The following is a 17,818-nucleotide window of genomic DNA, read 5'->3' as shown; positions in this document are numbered from 1 at the left end:
GTGCTCCGCTGTGGTGATTATGTCCCTCTAAAAAAAGCTCAAAAAATGATGCGAATTTTCGCGTATATTTTTTGTCTTCTTTTCCTTTTTTTTCCAAAATGTGTTGTTGCTCAACCATTGGAAAGGCTTCTACCATTTACTTTTCCAGATGGTCCATGGCTCCTTTTAGCACTGTGTGGAGGAATCTTTTCCGCCTCACTTTTTATGTGTATAGCTGTTATTACGCGTGCAAAAAAAGCTGCATGGCAGCCTCTGCAAGCAACTCAAGTAGAGCTTTTTGAAAAACTTAAATATTATGAATGGCTTTTAAAAGAAACGGGACAATCTCTCCTTATTTGGGAAAACCCAAGCGCTTTACCTCGTGTTGTTGGTAACATTCCTGCATTACAAAATTTAGGAATTGATCAGAAAGATTTTCAGTGTTTTGAGCTCTGGCTTGAAGAAAATTCACGCCGAGAACTTGACTATGCATTAACACAATTACGTTACGAATCTCACCCTTTTGAATTGTCTATCACCACGATAAATAATACGCTATTACAAGTTACAGGGGTAATTGCTGGAACAGTAGCCATTGCACGCTTTCAAGATATTTCAACACAGCAGAGCGAAAATGCGCGCTTAAAAAAAGATATCTCTAAAATCCTTATCGAACTGAGAATGCAGCGTAATCTTCTTGATCGTATTCAAGAACCGGTATGGATACGAGATTGTGAAGGAAGAGTTTGTTTTGTTAATCGTGCCTTTAGAGAAATGACCGGCTTTCGAGAAGATAGTCATGAAATAGATGATCTTTTCAATGAAACAACACAACGGAAAACCGATGAGGTCGAAACAATTTTTCAAGAGCATGTTCATACGGTTATTGATGGAGAACGGCATTGTTTTCATCTCACACGAATTACAACAGCCGAAGGAATGGCAGCTTTTGCACATGATGACAGCCCCTATGAAAATCTTGCCAATGAACTCAAACGTGTTCTGCAAAGCCATTGTGAAACACTTGATCAAATTTCAACAGCTGTCGCTGTTTTTGATAGCAACCAAAAGTTAAAATTCTGCAATCATGCTTTTAAAATTTTATGGCCATTGGAAAGTACTTTTTTAGAAAGTGGACCAAGCCATACATTGCTTCTTGAACGTCTGCGTGAAAAAGGGCTCATTGCGGAACATCCTGATTGGCGCACATGGAAAGAAGAACTTTTTAAAGCCTATCAACAAACGGAAGCCAATCAACAAATTTGGAATCTTCCAGATGGACGCACAGTGCGTGTTATTTCCAGCCCTCATCCACAAGGAGGAGTCACTTGGCTTTATGAAAATCTTACAGAAAAAATTGATCTTGAACGGCGCTACAATACACTCATTAAAATACAAGGCGAAACGCTTGATAAACTTTCAGAAGGTGTGGTGGTTTTTGGCACGGATGGACGACTTCGTTTATCAAATCCTGTTTTATCAAAATTATGGTCTCTCCCTTATAACTTATTGGTAGAAGGTACCCATATTACCCAATTGCAAAGCCATTGTTCAACTTTAACCATGGGAAGAGAATGGGATCAATTTACCCAGTTTATTACAGGTTTTGCTGAAAAACGCGATATATATTCAGGTCGTATGGACCTTAAAAATGGCATGATCATTGACTATAAATTGGTACCGCTTCCTGATGGACAAACAATGCTTAATTTCGTTAATGTTACAGATACTGTTCATGTAGCACGTGCTCTTCAAGAAAAAAATGATGCCTTAGAAAGTGCCGATCGTTTGCGTAATGAGTTTGTTCAACATGTTTCCTATGAGCTGCGTACACCTCTCACCAATATTATTGGATTTTCTGATATTTTACGCGATCAAATTTTTGGCCCTCTTAATGAACGCCAAAAAGAATATCTTGGGCACATTCATTCAGAATCAGGCACCCTTTTAAATATTGTTAATGACATCCTTGACCTTGCAACTCTTGATGCAGGCATTATGGAGCTAGACGTACAACCCGTAAATATTGCCGATGCCATGATACAAGCAGTCACACGTGTCGAAGAACGCCTTAATGAGCGCCATATCACGCTTTTACAACAAATTTCTCCTTCTTTAAATTGTATCTCTGCTGATGCAACACGTTTGCATCAAATTTTTGTTAATGTTCTCAGCAACGCCATTAATTTTGCACCAGAAGCAAGCACGATTGAATTTTGTGTTGATGAACAAGATGATAATATTATCTTTAGTGTTCACAACGAGGGCTCTGATATTCCAGAAGATATCTTAGATCGCATTTTTAAACGTTTTTCTTCGCATTCACATCATGGTGGGCGTGCGGGAGCAGGTCTTGGTCTGTCCCTTGTTAAAAGCTTTGTCGAACTCCATGGTGGACATGTTGAAATTCTTACCGGTATGGGAAAAGGAACAACAGTTAAATGTTTTTTCCCGATTTCCAAAGGAGATAAAGTTTTTTAATCTCGTCTTTTATTATTACAATTATTATTACAATTTTTTTACCCATGGCATGGAATTGTTCATGAATTTTCGTTTTTTTCTTGAAAATGAAGAAGCAACTAGGCTTTTCGCGCAAGACTTAGCCCTTGCTTTAAAACCAGGTGATCTGGTGACGCTGCAAGGTGATCTTGGAGCAGGAAAATCAACTATTGCACGGACAATTATCCACACACTTGCCAACGACACAACTCTAGATGTTCCAAGCCCTACTTTCACTCTCGCCCAAAATTATCAACTTCCACAATTGGAAATTGTTCATGCAGACTTTTACCGCCTTTCTATGGCAGAAGAAATTGATGAATTAGGGCTTTATGAAGCACGTGAAAGCAGCGTTTTACTCATCGAATGGCCAGAAAAAGGTGCTGATCTTTTAGGACCAATTACCTTCGCACTTACTTTACAACATGAAGGTTGTGGGCGTCATGTGACTCTCATATCTGCACAAAATTCTCTTGAGCGTCTCCAGCGCTCTTTTGCAATTCGCACATTTTTAACAGCCCATGGGCGCGGTCAAGTTCATCGTCATTTTTTGGCTGGAGATGCCTCTGCACGCACCTATGAACTTCTGGATGATGGACAACACAGTGAAGTTCTCATGGATGCGCCAACCATGCAAAGGGAACAGAATTCTGATCTCTCTTACATAACAAGTGCACAACTTGCACAAGATATCCGCCAATTTGTCGGAATTAATCAGCTTCTTTTAGAGAATGGATTTTCTGCTCCCCATATCTTTGTCGAAGACTTTGAAAAAGGTCTTTTGATTCTAGAAAATTTAGGGTGTGATGGAATTTTAGATCAAAACCGTTATCCTTTAGAAGAACGCTATATCGCCTGTAGCGAATTGCTGGCTACCTTTCATCAAAAATCGTGGCCTGCAGAGAAGCAATTTGCAACATTTTTGTTGCAAATTCCCTCCTATGATTGCCAAGCACTACAAGCAGAACTTTCTTTATTGCTAGACTGGTATGTACCCTTTCAAACACAAAAAACTTTAGATCAAGAACAGCGTGAAACTTTTTTTGCTTGTTGGCAACCCTATCTCGATAGTCTTGCTCAAGGTGAAAAGACCTTCGTTATGCGTGATTATCATTCACCCAATATTCTTTGGTGTGCACAAAAAAAAGGAATGGATCGCATTGGTCTGATTGATTTTCAGGATGGCTTAATAGGTCCAACAGCCTATGACCTTGTTTCTTTAGGGCAAGATGCACGTGTGTTTATCTCCCCAACACTGGAGACAAAAATTCTCGATGCCTATTGCAATGCACGCTATCAAGCGACACGCTCTTTTGATGAAAGCGAATTCCGCAAGCTTTATGCTTTTGCTGGTGCCCAGCGCGCTTCAAAAATTCTAGGGATTTTTATACGCCTCCATCAGCGTGATGGGAAATCATCTTATCTTCAATATCTCCCTTACGTGCAAAATTATCTTGTCCGCAATCTTTCAAACCCCATACTTGCACCTTTACAAAATTTTTATCAAGAATTGGGACTCCTTTCAAAAGTAGAATAGGTACAGGTACCCTTAACTTTTGTAAAAACACTTTCTCCTCCCATCATCCATTTTGACTGTAGAATATAAAACTACATATTCTTTTTTATTTTTTTTCAAAATTTTCTATGAAAATTAACAAATATTCTCTGCAAAATTGATTTGTTAAAGTCTTACAAGGTTATAGAGAAATTTTTTCAAAATAATATCATCTATAAGCAGTACTTTCATATTGCACCATAGAATCAGTACGCAACGTTTCTTATTTATGCTATGCAATGAATTACCAATGTCCTTGCAAAGCAAAAGTTTTTTTAAATTTAACCGTTGCTCTTTATAGTGCCTGTTTGAATTCGATACTGAATTCTAATGCATTCTTTGTGCAAAAATTATGTGAAAAGTTCTTTATCTTCTTGCGCAAAAACTTAAACCATATGATCTATTACGATTTTTTATAGGATGAAACTCAAAATCTCCTGTAAAAAATGTAGCTTTTCGGTTTTTACCTTCATAAAAATTGTATAGAGTAGAAACAATACAAATAATCAATAAGATGGAATATTTCCACGCATTCTAAATGAGATCACATGACTTATAAACCACGTGTCTTTTCTATTTCTCCGGGAACATCTTTTCTACCGCATTTTGTCGATGCACTACTTTCTCACACTCTTATTGATAATTTTGCAGCAAATGGGGATATCCAAACAGCTCTTGCGGATACCCTTATTTATGTACCAACGCGCCGTGCTGCTCGTGCTTTGCGTACAGCCTTTGTTGAAAGAAGTGAGACAAAATCAACCTTCTTACCAACTATTCGCGCTCTAGGAGACGTGGATGAGGAAAGCTTTCTTTTTGATGACAATCATATCCACATGCTAAATCCTCCCATTGGAGAAAGTGAACGTCTCCTGCTTCTCGCACGTCTCATTCGTCCATGGCGTGAAAATTTACCAGATCATTTGCGTGCCATGTTTGGTACAGAAGACGTGCTTATTCCTGCTCATACAGCTGATGCAATTTGGCTTGCTCAAGATTTAGCGCAGTTGATGGATGAAATGGAAACAGAAGCAGCAGATTGGTCAAAACTTAAAGAAATTGCTCCCGATATGGTTGCCGAATGGTGGCAAATAACGCTCAATTTCCTCACCATTGTTACAAAAAGTTGGCCACAAATCTTACAAGAGAAAGGGCAAAGTAATCCAGTTGCATGGCGCAATCAAGCACTCCAAATGCACACTGAAACTTTACGGCGGGCTTGGCCTGATAAGCCTATCATCGCCGCTGGTATATCAGGTTCTATTCCCGCAGTCTCTCATCTTTTAAAAGTCATTTCTTCTCTGCCAAAAGGCGCTGTTGTTCTTCCTGGACTTGATCTTTATATGGATGAAGGACAATGGGAGGCATTAGGCACAACTTATAGCGAAAAAACAACTGGTGATGTTTTCGATCATGCAACAAACGTTTTTAGCCATCCTCAATATCACTTAAAAAAACTTCTCTCTCTGATGGGGTGCCACCGCATTGATGTGCGCGAAATTGGTCAACAAAGTGCAATACAAAAAAGACGTGCTGCTCTTTTATCAGAAGCACTGCGACCAGCCTCAACAACAGAGCGATGGGTGCAAATTGTCCGCGATGATTATGAAAACCTTTGCGCAAATTGGTCATTCATTGAAGCTGTAAATGAGCGTCAAGAAGCACTCGCTATTGCTGTTGCTTTACGTAATGCTATTGAAGAGCCTCAAAAAACTGCAGCTCTTATTACCAATGATCGCAATCTGGCACGCCGTGTCACAGCTGAATTACAGCGTTTTGGCATTGAAGCAAATGATTCAGGTGGAATACCACTTGCACAAACATTACCTGCAACCCTGTTACGACTTATTTTAGAAAATGTCTTACAATCTCATGATCCTATTGCTTTTCTTTCCCTTCTCAAACATCCTCTCACAACACTAGGACAAAACCGTCACCACTTACGTGAAATAGCAGAAAATTTTGAACTCTTTGTTCTTCGAGGAAATACGAGCTGTATTCATCTTTGCGAATGCGACCAATTCCTTGAAAAATGGATAGAAATATATTCCCATCATATTTTTGAAAACAACATTCTTGATCAACAAAACTATGAAGAAGCACGCCTGCTTTGTGATCTTTTGGTTAAAGCTGTGGAGCCTTTAGCATCTCTCATGACACAAGAAAGGGAATGTACCATCAGTGAGGCAGCGGTAGCAACAGTTGAAGTTTTTGAAAATTTTGGGCGTGATGAAAACGATTCTCTTGTGCATCTTTATCAACATGAAGCAGGACAAGCTCTTTTGGCTTTTTTGCGTGAATTGGTGAGTGATCAATCAGGATTAACATTCTCTCTTTGCGAATGGCCAGCTATATTTTCAGCCCTGATTGCAACGCGCTCTGTCACCCCTCCACCTGGAGGACATCCACGTTTATTCATCTGGGGCACTTTGGAATCACGTTTGCAAACCGTTGATACCGTGGTTATAGGGGGACTTAATGAAGGATCATGGCCTATTACAACCCGCAATGATGCTTTTTTATCACGACCAATGAAAATGATGTTAACGCTTGAACCCCCAGAACAACGTATTGGTCTTTCTGCCCATGACTTTCAGTGGGCTATGGGAATGAATAACGTGGTGATGAGCCGAGCAATACGAGTTAATCACACCCCTTCACTTCCTTCACGTTGGCTACAGCGCTTAGAAACAGTTATAGGAAAACAGGTTTGGCAACAAATTCGTGCACGTGGTGAAATATTCCTTCATTGGGCGACAATGCTTGATCATACAAAGAGCATTGCCAGTGCGACACGTCCTTGTCCTGTTCCCCCTCTTGAGGCGCGCCCACGCCATTTTTCCGTCACTGAAATCGCAACATTGCGCTATGATCCTTATGCTATTTATGCCAAAAAAATCTTGCGTCTCAAACCGCTTAAAGCACTCATTAATGCTCCTAGCGCTGCTGAGCGTGGAATGCTTTATCACGCTATTCTTGCTGCTTTTTGCACAAAAATAAAAAATCCAAATGCTGCAAATGCACTCGATGTACTCCTCAATATCGGACGTCAAGAATTTGATAAATTCAATTTGCCTGCCGATATTGAAGCAATCTGGTGGAACAATTTTGAAAATCTTGCTCCGTTTTTACTGCAATGGGAGCAAAGTTTAGGACCTCGAGAACGATATGCTGAAGTGGTATCGCAAAAAATACCTATAGGTACAACAGGTGTAACCCTTTCAGGGCGCGCTGATCGTATTGATGTCTTACCAAATAAAATGGTTGAAATACTTGATTTTAAAACCAGTACACCTCCCTCATCAAAACAAGTACGCGATTTATTGTTTCCACAATTGGCATTGGAAACAGCTTTGCTCATGCAAGGTGCTTTTACAAATTTTCAAAATCTTATCCCTGTCAATTTATTTTACATCGCTCTCAATAGAAAAGGCAAAATCACTTCCCAATCGATTCTTCTAAAGAGAGAAGAAAAAGAGCATCAAAGCGTAATTCATCTTGGTGAAAAAGCATGGGAACACCTTATCGCATTAATAAACCATTATCAAAATCCACAACAAGGCTATCTTTCACATGCCGTCCCCATAGCAACACGATATGAAGGGGACTATGACCATCTGGCACGCTTATGGGAATGGTCAAGTGGACTTCAAAAAGCGGATCAATCATGACTTTTTTTTCTATTCCTGAAACAGCCCTTGATGCACAATCAACAGCGACACATCCAAAAACAAATGTATGGGTTTCTGCAAATGCAGGATCTGGAAAAACCCACGTTTTAAGTGAACGTGTCATTCGTTTGCTTTTAAACGGTACCCCTCCAGCACGTATTTTATGCCTTACTTATACAAAAGCTGCTGCTGCTGTTATGCAATCGCGAATTTTTCGCACACTTTCCAGTTGGAATGAATTGAACGACACACAGTTACAACAAACCTTATCACAGCTTGAAAAGAAGCCCATCAATGCGCAAAAATTGACCTATGCACGTCAACTTTTTGCTCGTGCCTTAGAGACTCCAGGGGGCTTAAAAATTCAAACTATTCACGCATTTTGTGAATCTCTTTTGCATCAATTTATGCTAGAAGCAAATATCGCCGGACATTTCGAACTACTTGATGATATCAGTCGCAAAAAACTCCTCGAAGAATCCCGTCGCCAGCTTTTGGAGCATAAAGATGCACAGGCTTCTTTGAAACAGCTCCTTAAAGTTATCAGTGAGCACACTTTTAACCAATTGTTGTATGAAGCAACTGAAAAACAACATAAATTGTCTGGTTTTTTGACCTCTATTCTATCTGAAAATGGTGAGGAAAAATTGCGTGCGCTCTTTCAGTTAGCACCCAATGAAACAAATGAACAATTATTAGAAAACATTCAACAAACTGCCTGCTTACCTCTTTATGCTCTTACACATTGCCAAACCTATGGCAATAAGAGCCTTAAAGATATGATCGCGAAATTTTCCCAATTAAAAGACACTTGTGATGAAACAAATATTATCGATATTATTTCTGATATTTACTTTAAAACAACAGGAGAACCGCGCAATTTTTCACGTTTATCTTGTAAAAAAGCAGATGAAATCTGGCCTTTTATTCAACAAATGATTGCAGATAAACAAAGCAAACTTTCTGTTCTTTTAGAAAAATATCAATGTGTGAAAATCGCCACACTTAATAGAACTGCTTTTCATATTTGTGCTCTATATCTTAAAATCACCGCAAATCTTAAAAAAGCCAATAGCCTCTTAGATTTTGATGATCTCATTGAGCGCACACTCCATTTGTTAAAGCGTAAAGGTGCAAGCCAATGGGTGCACTATAAACTTGACAATGGTCTCGATCATATTTTGCTTGATGAAGCACAAGATACCAACCCTGAGCAATGGCAAATTATTCAGCTTTTGGTGCAAGAATTTTTCACAGGACATGGTCAACGTACAAATATCCGTACTCTTTTTGCTGTCGGAGATGAAAAGCAATCAATCTATTCTTTTCAAGGCGCTGCTCCAGAAAACTTTGCTGAAAATGGACGAATAATTCAAAAAAAAGTGCAGCAAGTCAATCAGAAATTTGAAAAAATACAACTCAATTATTCTTTTCGCTCTACAGCTGATGTCCTTAAAAGCGTTGACCTTGTTTTTGAAACACCAGAAAATTACAAAGGGCTTTCAGCAGAAAATACAAAGACAGTGCATGAAGCCATTCGTGTTCACAGCCCAGGTGATGTTATTGTATGGGATGCTTTCTCTAAAGAAAAAAATGAACTTCCTGATAAGTGGCATTTAAGCGTTGAGCATTTCGACACACCTGAAAGACGTTTGGCAGAAAAAATTGCTGAAACAATTGCCGACTGGTTGCACAATGGAGAAATACTACCAGCAAAAGGACGCCTTATGCGTGCCAGTGATATTATGGTCTTGGTACGGAAACGTGATCATTTTGTTTCTGCTCTCTCCCGCGCCCTTAAACAACGCAATATTCCTGTAGCGGGTGCTGATCGGTTACAACTCACCAATCATATGAGTGTGCGTGATTTAATGGCGCTGGCACGTTTTGTTTTGCAACCAAAAGATGATCTTTCTCTTGCTTGTGTTTTAAAAAGTCCACTTTTTGCTCTTAGCGAGGAGGAACTTTTTCAGCTTGCCGCTCATCGTCAAGACTCCCTTTGGCAAAGCCTTTGTATGCACGCTTCATCACAGGCATCTTTAAAAGATGCTTTTGAAAATTTGAATCACTATCGTACTCTTGTGGATAAAATACCGGTTTTTGAATTTTATAGCCATATTTTAAATAACGATAAGGGACGGCAGAAAATCCTAGCCCGCTTAGGAGTCGAAGCAAATGATGTGCTTGATGCCTTTATGGATTATACACTCACTATTCAAAAAACTGGTTTACCAGGATTGCAAGCTTTTTTGGAAACACTTACTGCAAATGATCCAGAAATTAAACGCGAGTTTGATCAAAATCACGAAGAAATTCGTATTATGACTGTTCATGCCGCAAAAGGCTTAGAAGCTGCTGTAGTCTTTCTGGTTGATCCAGGAAGCACTATTTGGCATCCTCAACACGCACCTCATTTGCTTAAAGTGCCTTCAAATCATGGGCAAGGTCATGATCAACAAGCGTTTATTTGGCGTCCTAATGAAAAATTTGATACAAAACTCTCTAAACAAGCACTGTCATGCTTAAAAGAACGCGCAGAAGAAGAATATAGGCGTCTGCTCTATGTAGGAATGACACGTGCTGAAGACCGATTGTTCGTTTGTGGATATCGTGGTGAAAAAAACTCCCCTCAGACATGGTTACAATTGGTAAAAAATGCTCTTAAACCCCATGCCGTTGCTATAGAAGGTCCAGAAAAAGATATTGAGGCTTGGCGTTATTGCATTACACCTTCTTCTCCCTCTATAAATCAGGAAAGACCTTGTGCCGAGTGCCAAACACTCCCATCTTTGCCTGCTTTTTTTTCTCATAAAGTTCCAGCAGAACCAGTTCTACCCAAACCATTGAGACCCTCTGTTGCTAGCCTTTCTATTGAAGCTGATCCTGAGATTTCCTCTCATTCCAAATATCTTAGTATTTCACCTGTCTTAGGAGAAAAAAATACCAACAGAGATTTTTTCATTGAATATGGTAATATTGTTCACCGATTGCTGCAACACTTGCCCAATTGCCCCCCTCAAAAACGTCGCGATTATGCCCAACACTATCTCAATAGCAAAGTCTCTCATTGGCAGGAAACACAAAGAGAAAAGGCACTTTGTCATATTTGGAAAATTTTAGATCATGCCTATCTTGCCCCCCTCTTCTCTGAACATTCACGTGCTGAAGTTCCTTTAATGGGTATTGTCAAAATTCGTGGAAAAGAACAAGCAATTTCCGGACAAATTGACCGTCTCTATATCACAGAAAAGAGCATAATTTTTGCGGATTTTAAAACAGGCGCCCCACCTGAAAATGAAGCTGCTATCCCTCCACACCATTTGTTGCAAATAGCTCTTTACCACAAATTGCTGCAAGCTATTCATCCACACAAAGATATCCAAGCTCTTCTTGTTTACAGTAAAGAGGTGAAAGTTTTTAAGCTTCTTCCGGAAAAACTCGAGGTGCTTCTTGATGAGATTGCATGATAAACTAAAAAAACTTTTTCACAAAGCTCCTTATCATTTATCTTTGCAATAACTTGATATGAAGCGTTATCGTACCAATCTATAGAAGTGAATATAAAGGACAAATCAATGACATGTATAAAAGTTGATAAGAGCAATTTTGAAAATGAAGTTCTGACCTCCTCTACCCCTGTTGTGGTTGATTTTTGGGCAGAGTGGTGTGGTCCTTGCAAAATGATTGCTCCGATTTTAGATGAAATTTCAATGGAAATGCAAAATCAAGTCAAAATTGCCAAAGTGAATATCGATGAAAATCCAGAACTAGCTACCCAATATGGAGTACGCTCGATTCCTACCTTATTGATGTTCAAAGGTGGAAATGTTGAATCAAATATGGTTGGTGCAGCTGCCAAAGGACGCATTTCTGAATGGATCAAAGGACTTCTTTAAATCTTCTTATAGGGATTTTTCTATAAAAAGAAGAGAGCGTATCTCTCCTTTTTCTATGATTTTTGAGAACAGTTTTTTCTTCTTTTAAAACTTATCTGTTAAAAAAACATCTCTTAAAAGAGCTTAAATCCATTTCCCGACAGTGTCCATGAATGATATCATGATAAAGCCTCTTGACTCACCATCTTTACACTTATGAAAGGCAAATTGGCATTATACTCTTTTCTAGCTCACAATGTTTCTATAGCCCTTGGCACTTAAGGCGGTTCATAAGAAGTATTTTTATTTCTTGCTTATGCCATTTACCTACACGCCACCCCCATCTGTAACGTGCAAGCGAATGGTTTTGATTGATTCTCCATGAGAGAGATTTGAAATGAGATAATTGTGGGAGATGGGGGGCCTTTATTTAAGATGAATAACGATTAATTATCTTTATAAATCAATTTATTGTAGTTTACTCAGAACGTATTTGATAATCCTTAAAAGCAGCAAATTTTATTTTCGGTGCTCGCTCTATTTCATAATTTAGTGAAAAATGGTTTTCTGCTAAAAAAACCGGAGCACCCTCTAGGTCATGGGCAATGGCAGAACGGTGATTGTTAAGAAACTTTTGCAGCTCATCTTTACTCTCTGCTGAAATCCAACGGCATATATTAAAACGTGCTGGTTCAAAATTTACTGGCAAGCCATATTCTATTTTAAGCCGTTCTTTGAGAACATCAATCTGCAAAGCACCAATCACACCAATGAGAGAAGGTGAACCATCATCAGGGATAAATAATTGCACAACCCCTTCTTCCGCCATTTGTTGTAAAGCTTCTTTCAATTTTTTTGCTTTCATTGGATCACCCAAACAAACACGACGCAAAATTTCCGGCGCAAAATTGGGCACACCTTTAAAGAGGATATCTTCTCCTTCTGTCAAGGTATCACCAATACGCAATGTTCCATGATTAGGAATTCCTACAATATCACCGGCATAAGCTTGATCAGCAATTTGCCGCGAACGCGCAAAGAAAAATTGTGGTGCTGAAAGTGTTATCGGTTTTCCTGTTCGGACTAATTTTGTCTTCATGCCACGTTCCAGTGTTCCCGAACATACCCGAAAGAATGCAATACGATCACGGTGATTAGGATCCATATTCGCTTGTATTTTAAACACAAACCCCGTCATTTTAGATTCTGTTGCAACAATATTGCGTTTATCTGCACTCTGATCACGAGGACTTTGACCAAAATCAACGAGCGCATTAATCAAATCACGAACGCCAAAATTTCGTAAAGCCGAACCAAAATAAACCGGTGTCATATGGCCTTCACGAAAAGCTTGAAGATCAAAATTTTTGCAAGCACTACGTGCAAGTTCTACGCCTTCCATAAAATTCAAACGTTGATATTCAGGAAGCAAATTTGCAACCTCATCAAGCTTAGAAACTGTCTGTTGTGTTACCTCATCATCTTTTTGACGAAATCGATTATGATGAAGATCAAATGTTCCTACAAAATCTTTACCTGTACCAATCGGCCAAGTTATTGGTACAGTATCAAGGGCGAGCTTTTCTTCAATCTCATCTAAAAGCTCTATAGGATCACGTGCTTCACGATCCATTTTGTTGATAAAAGTAACGATAGGAATATCTCGCATTCGACACACTTCAAATAATTTTAGTGTTCTAGGCTCAATTCCACGTGCACCATCTAGCACCATAATAGCACTATCAACAGCGGTGAGAGTGCGATAGGTATCATCAGCAAAATCCTCATGCCCTGGAGTGTCCAGAAGATTAAAAATGTGATTTGCATATTCAAATGTCATCACGGATGTTACAACTGAAATACCACGGTCCCGTTCAATATGCATCCAATCAGAACGGGTTTGAATACGATCTTTTTTCGCTTTTACCTCACCAGCAAGCTGAATAGCACCACCGAATAATAACAGTTTTTCCGTTAGCGTTGTTTTTCCCGCATCTGGATGGGCGATAATTGCAAATGTACGACGCCGTTTTACTTCTTGCACACGCTTTTCCATCATTCCCCCACAGGTCGCGCAAGCGCTTCAGCAATCAGTGCACGCATTTCATCAATCCCGTATAAGGCAATAAATGATCCCAACCGTGGTCCTCGTTCTTGCCCTAAAAGAACTTCATACAACATTTGAAAAAAGACATTTGAAACACCAGGCCCCCCTTCAGGACTTTTTTTGCTATGATCTTGGTAGCGTTCCGTTAAACGTGCAACATCAAGAAGTGCATTTTGAATCGTGTTTCCATCAACAGCTTCAGGCAAACTGGCTAATTTTGCATCAATTCGCCTTAATGTTGCCCGTTCACTGTCATCTGCTGGTCGAAATTTTTTATTGGGTTTAACAAAAACATCAAAATATTTCAGAGCAAATTGCACCAATTGATCAAGTTCTGGATAAGTTTGTGCATTTGCTCCTTTAGCATAGCGAGAAATAAAACCCCAAAGAACCTCTTTATTCTCTGCATTTGAAGCGCTTACCAAATTGAGTAACAGAGCAAAGGGTACAGGCAAATCAACCAGCGGAGGACAACCATTATGGATATGCCATACCGGATTATTAAGCCGCTCTTTCCATTGTTGGCGACCATAAGCCGAAAGATGCGCATAATATTCATCAACGGCTTTGGGAATAACATCAAAATAAAGTCGTTTTGCTGTTTTGGGCTTTGCAAACATATAAAGCCCAAGACTCTCCGTTGGAGCATATGTTAACCACTCATCAATGGTTAAGCCATTTCCTTTGGATTTGGAAATTTTCTGACCCTTCTCATCCAAAAAAAGCTCATAATTAAATCCTTCTGGTGGTTTTCCACCAAGTACTTTACAAATCTTAGAAGAAAGGTTCGTGGAATCGATAAGATCTTTGCCTGCCATTTCATAATCCACACCAAGCGCTGTCCAGCGCATTGCCCAATCTACCTTCCATTGACATTTAACTTTTCCCCCCGTTACTTCCGTTTCAATGGTCTCTCCTGTTTCAGGCTCAATATAGGTGACCGTGCCTTTTTCAACATTACGAGCAATCATTGGCACCTGTAATACTTTTCCAGAAAATGGAGAAATCGGTAAAAAGAGTGAATAAGTAGCGCGCCTTTCTTCACCCAAAGTAGGCAAAACAATTGCCATCACCTTGTCATAACAAGCAAGAATTTTTAAGAGTGTTTCATCAAAACGACCGGAACTATAATAATCGGTAGCACTGGCAAATTCATAATCAAAACCAAAACGATCAAGAAAAGTGCGCAAACGCGCATTATTTGCTGCTCCAAAAGAAGGATAAATATCACCAAAAGGATCTGGGACGCGACTAAGCGGTTGACCAAGATAGCTTTCCATCTTCTCCCGATCAGGCACATTATCTGGAACTTTGCGCAAACCATCCATATCATCAGAAAAACAAAGCAATTTTGTTTTCACTTTATTCTCTGTGAGAATATGAAAAGCATGACGCACCATGGTGGTACGTGCGACCTCCCCAAAGGTACCAATATGTGGCAAACCAGAAGGTCCATAGCCCGTTTCAAATATTATATTTTTTGGATAACCTGTTTTTTCGTATCGTTTGATAATCTTACGTGCTTCTTCAAATGGCCAAGCTCTCGATTGAACAGCCGCATCTTTTAATTCTGGCGTAAGGCTAACGGTATCACAATGATCAGGCATCATTATCTTTATCCTAAAAAATTAAACTCTTTAATGGTATGGTGTATGGTTCTTGAATTCATTCGTCAATAATAGCAAGCAAAAAGCTGTCAAAAATCTTTCTATCAAGCTCTTGCTGTCACTAAGATCAACCTTGTTCTTTCTGTTGTATTTTCTTCTATTTTTATATCACTGAAATATAACTATTATTTCAATATCGTGGACTCGTTTTTGTTATTGGCATTTTAATTGCTGCTCTTCTAAAGTTTACTTATTACCATCAAGAAGAAATCTTCTAGAATTGGATAAAAAACAAACTATTAACCTCTTTTCTAACACCAATACGTTAGAAAAATAACAAAATTAAACATGTTATACAAAAAACACCCTTTTATGATACCTGTAAGAGTGAGATTTACTTACACTCTAGAGAACGCGCCGCTAATGTACGCAAACGCAGAGCATTTAATTTAATAAAGCCGGCAGCGTCTTTTGGATCATAAGCTCCTTCATCATCCTCAAAGGTAACCAATTGACTAGAGTAAAGTGACTTTTTGCTCTGGCGTCCTTCGACAATTACATTACCCTTATAAAGTTTGAGTGTCACTTCACCTTCAACATTTTCTTGAGATAAATCAATAGCAGCTTGCAACATTTTGCGTTCAGGTGAAAACCAAAAGCCATAATAAATGAGTTCTGCATAACGCGGCATTAACTCATCTTTCAAATGCGCAGCACCACGATCCAATGTTAAAGATTCCATTGCTCGGTGAGCCGCCAAAAGAATGGTTCCTCCTGGTGTCTCATAAATGCCACGCGATTTCATACCAACAAAACGATTTTCTACCAAATCTAATCGGCCGATACCATTATCGCGCCCATAATCATTCAATTCAGAAAGTAAATTTGCAGGAGAGAGACTTTTCCCATTGATCGAAACGGCATCACCTTTTTTAAAGCCAATAGTGATTATGGTTGCTTGATCTGGAGCAGCTTCCGGCGAAAGAGTCCGCATATGCACATATTCTGGAGCAGGCGTCGCTGGATCTTCCAAAATTTTTCCTTCTGACGATGAATGTAATAAATTTGCATCAACTGAAAAAGGTGCTTCGCCTTGTTTATCCCGCTCTATCAAAATTTGATGGGCATGTGCAAAATCAATCAAATCTGTTCGACTCTTAAAATCCCAATCACGCCAGGGAGCAATAATTTTGATATCAGGATTAAGTGCATAAGCAGAAAGTTCAAAACGTACTTGATCATTGCCTTTTCCTGTTGCTCCATGGGCAATGGCATCGGCTCCTGTTTCCTTAGCAATTTCAATAAGCCGCTTTGAAATAAGTGGACGAGCAATTGATGTTCCCAAAAGATAGGTTCCTTCATAAACGGCATTGGCTCGAAACATCGGAAAGACAAAATCACGTACAAATTCTTCACGTAAATCTTCTATATAGATTTCTTTAACACCAAGCATCTCAGCTTTACGACGTGCAAGTGCTAACTCTTCCCCCTGCCCCAAATCAGCTGTGAAAGTTACAACTTCAACACCTCGTTCACTTTGTAACCATTTCAAAATAATGGACGTATCCAAACCACCTGAATAAGCTAAAACAACTTTTCTCATATTTTGCCACTTTTTCATTTTAAAATTCCGTTTTCTTTTAATTTGAGAAATTAAAAAATATGCAAATAAACTCCTTTTGAACAACACTTAAAAGATGCAAAAACATACAAGAATGTGTAAAGAAGCACTTTTTGTAATTTGTAAGAAGTGTAAATTATTTAAACCTCTTTACACAACAACAAAAGGCTTTAAATAGCACTTCTCTCTGAATGAACTATCTTAATATAATTTTTTGTGGCATCATTAGCTTGAGCGCCTTTATCGAGAATGAAGAGGTTTATATGTCATTTTTTCCTGAATGGCCTATTTTAATACAATTTTTTGTGGCATCGTTGATTTTAGCTCTTATTCCAGGACCTGACATGATGCTCTCTATAGGACGAACTATTACACAAAGTAAAAAAGCCGGAATTATGTGTGTTCTTGGAAGCGCAACAGGTTTTGTCATTCAAGTGACTGGTGTAGCGCTTGGCCTCTCTGCTCTTATTTTTGCTTCACCACGTGCTTTTTCTTTTCTTAAAATTGCTGGCGCTTGTTATCTTTTATGGTTTGCTCTTCAAGCATTACGTAAACGCTCAACATTTTCTATTGAACAGAGCTCATCTCAATACAAGAGCTCTAAACGTAACTATCTTGCTGGTATTGGAATTAACCTTTTAAACCCTAAAGTTATTCTCTTTAACGTGACCTTCTTACCGCAATTTATTAATGCGAACGACCCTATGGCAACGCAAAAACTACTTATTTTAGGGCTTTCTTACATCGTTATTTCTCTCCCCATTGCAATTTCTATTGTTTTTATGGCACATGAACTTTTTAAAAATCTCAAGAAAAATCCTTTTTATCTTCGCTTTCTTGACTGGCTTATCGCAGGTACTTTTACCAGCTTTGCCCTTCATCTTCTCATAACAGAAAATTGAGT

Annotated in this window: 9 protein-coding genes; 6 read left to right on the top strand and 3 right to left on the bottom strand. The window is 39.0% G+C overall.

What is annotated here, in order from left to right:
- From PVV68_RS00680 to trxA, 5 genes are all read left to right on the top strand, one after another.
- The gene (locus PVV68_RS00680; protein ID WP_273719640.1) at nucleotides 1-2,460 is read left to right on the top strand and encodes a PAS-domain containing protein; all 2,460 of its coding nucleotides are present in this window, start codon (nucleotides 1-3) and stop codon (nucleotides 2,458-2,460) included.
- A 61-nt stretch (nucleotides 2,461-2,521) separates the two neighbouring features.
- Nucleotides 2,522-4,015: a tRNA (adenosine(37)-N6)-threonylcarbamoyltransferase complex ATPase subunit type 1 TsaE gene (tsaE, locus tag PVV68_RS00675; RefSeq protein WP_273719641.1), complete on the top strand. Its 1,494-nt coding sequence runs from the start codon at nucleotides 2,522-2,524 to the stop codon at nucleotides 4,013-4,015.
- Between the two features lie 566 nt (nucleotides 4,016-4,581).
- On the top strand, nucleotides 4,582-7,704 hold the full coding sequence (gene addB, locus PVV68_RS00670) for a double-strand break repair protein AddB (RefSeq protein WP_273782570.1): 3,123 nt from the start codon (nucleotides 4,582-4,584) through the stop codon (nucleotides 7,702-7,704).
- The gene (gene addA / locus PVV68_RS00665) at nucleotides 7,701-11,171 is read left to right on the top strand and encodes a double-strand break repair helicase AddA (protein WP_273782569.1); all 3,471 of its coding nucleotides are present in this window, start codon (nucleotides 7,701-7,703) and stop codon (nucleotides 11,169-11,171) included. The genes addB and addA overlap by 4 nt, the downstream gene beginning before the upstream one ends.
- A 108-nt stretch (nucleotides 11,172-11,279) precedes the next feature.
- Complete coding sequence (gene trxA / locus PVV68_RS00660; RefSeq protein ID WP_273719644.1) at nucleotides 11,280-11,600, top strand: thioredoxin; 321 nt, start codon at nucleotides 11,280-11,282, stop codon at nucleotides 11,598-11,600.
- Between the two features lie 457 nt (nucleotides 11,601-12,057).
- Here the strand turns inward: trxA and PVV68_RS00655 are convergent, their stop codons facing one another.
- The 3 genes from PVV68_RS00655 to PVV68_RS00645 form a co-directional block, all read right to left on the bottom strand.
- Entirely contained in the window at nucleotides 12,058-13,635 is a 1,578-nt protein-coding gene (locus PVV68_RS00655; protein WP_273719760.1) for a peptide chain release factor 3, read from the bottom strand.
- Nucleotides 13,635-15,296: a lysine--tRNA ligase gene (locus PVV68_RS00650; RefSeq protein ID WP_273719645.1), complete on the bottom strand. Its 1,662-nt coding sequence runs from the start codon at nucleotides 15,294-15,296 to the stop codon at nucleotides 13,635-13,637. The genes PVV68_RS00655 and PVV68_RS00650 overlap by 1 nt, the downstream gene beginning before the upstream one ends.
- A 391-nt stretch (nucleotides 15,297-15,687) precedes the next feature.
- A complete protein-coding gene (locus PVV68_RS00645) occupies nucleotides 15,688-16,914 on the bottom strand; it encodes an argininosuccinate synthase (RefSeq protein WP_273719646.1) in 1,227 nt (408 codons plus the stop codon).
- 263 nt (nucleotides 16,915-17,177) lie between these two features.
- On the opposite strand from PVV68_RS00645, the gene PVV68_RS00640 reads away from it, so the two are divergent.
- A complete protein-coding gene (locus PVV68_RS00640; RefSeq protein ID WP_273719647.1) occupies nucleotides 17,178-17,816 on the top strand; it encodes a LysE family translocator in 639 nt (212 codons plus the stop codon).
- The last annotated feature ends 2 nt before the right edge of the window (nucleotides 17,817-17,818 follow it).

It is taken from the genome of Bartonella sp. ML69XJBT (genome assembly GCF_028618515.1).
Taxonomy (GTDB): Bacteria; Pseudomonadota; Alphaproteobacteria; order Rhizobiales; family Rhizobiaceae; genus Bartonella.
This window is presented reverse-complemented; position numbering and strand designations above follow the sequence as displayed.

Excerpts from the sequence above, each read along its gene's own strand:
- tsaE (WP_273719641.1), top strand. The coding sequence starts at position 2,522 with ATGAATTTTCGTTTTTTTCTTGAAAATGAAGAAGCAACTAGGCTTTTC.
- addB (WP_273782570.1), top strand. The coding sequence starts at position 4,582 with ATGACTTATAAACCACGTGTCTTTTCTATTTCTCCGGGAACATCTTTT.
- addA (WP_273782569.1), top strand. The coding sequence starts at position 7,701 with ATGACTTTTTTTTCTATTCCTGAAACAGCCCTTGATGCACAATCAACA.
- trxA (WP_273719644.1), top strand. The coding sequence starts at position 11,280 with ATGACATGTATAAAAGTTGATAAGAGCAATTTTGAAAATGAAGTTCTG.
- PVV68_RS00655 (WP_273719760.1), bottom strand. The coding sequence starts at position 13,635 with ATGGAAAAGCGTGTGCAAGAAGTAAAACGGCGTCGTACATTTGCAATT.
- PVV68_RS00650 (WP_273719645.1), bottom strand. The coding sequence starts at position 15,296 with ATGATGCCTGATCATTGTGATACCGTTAGCCTTACGCCAGAATTAAAA.
- PVV68_RS00645 (WP_273719646.1), bottom strand. The coding sequence starts at position 16,914 with ATGAAAAAGTGGCAAAATATGAGAAAAGTTGTTTTAGCTTATTCAGGT.
- PVV68_RS00640 (WP_273719647.1), top strand. The coding sequence starts at position 17,178 with ATGTCATTTTTTCCTGAATGGCCTATTTTAATACAATTTTTTGTGGCA.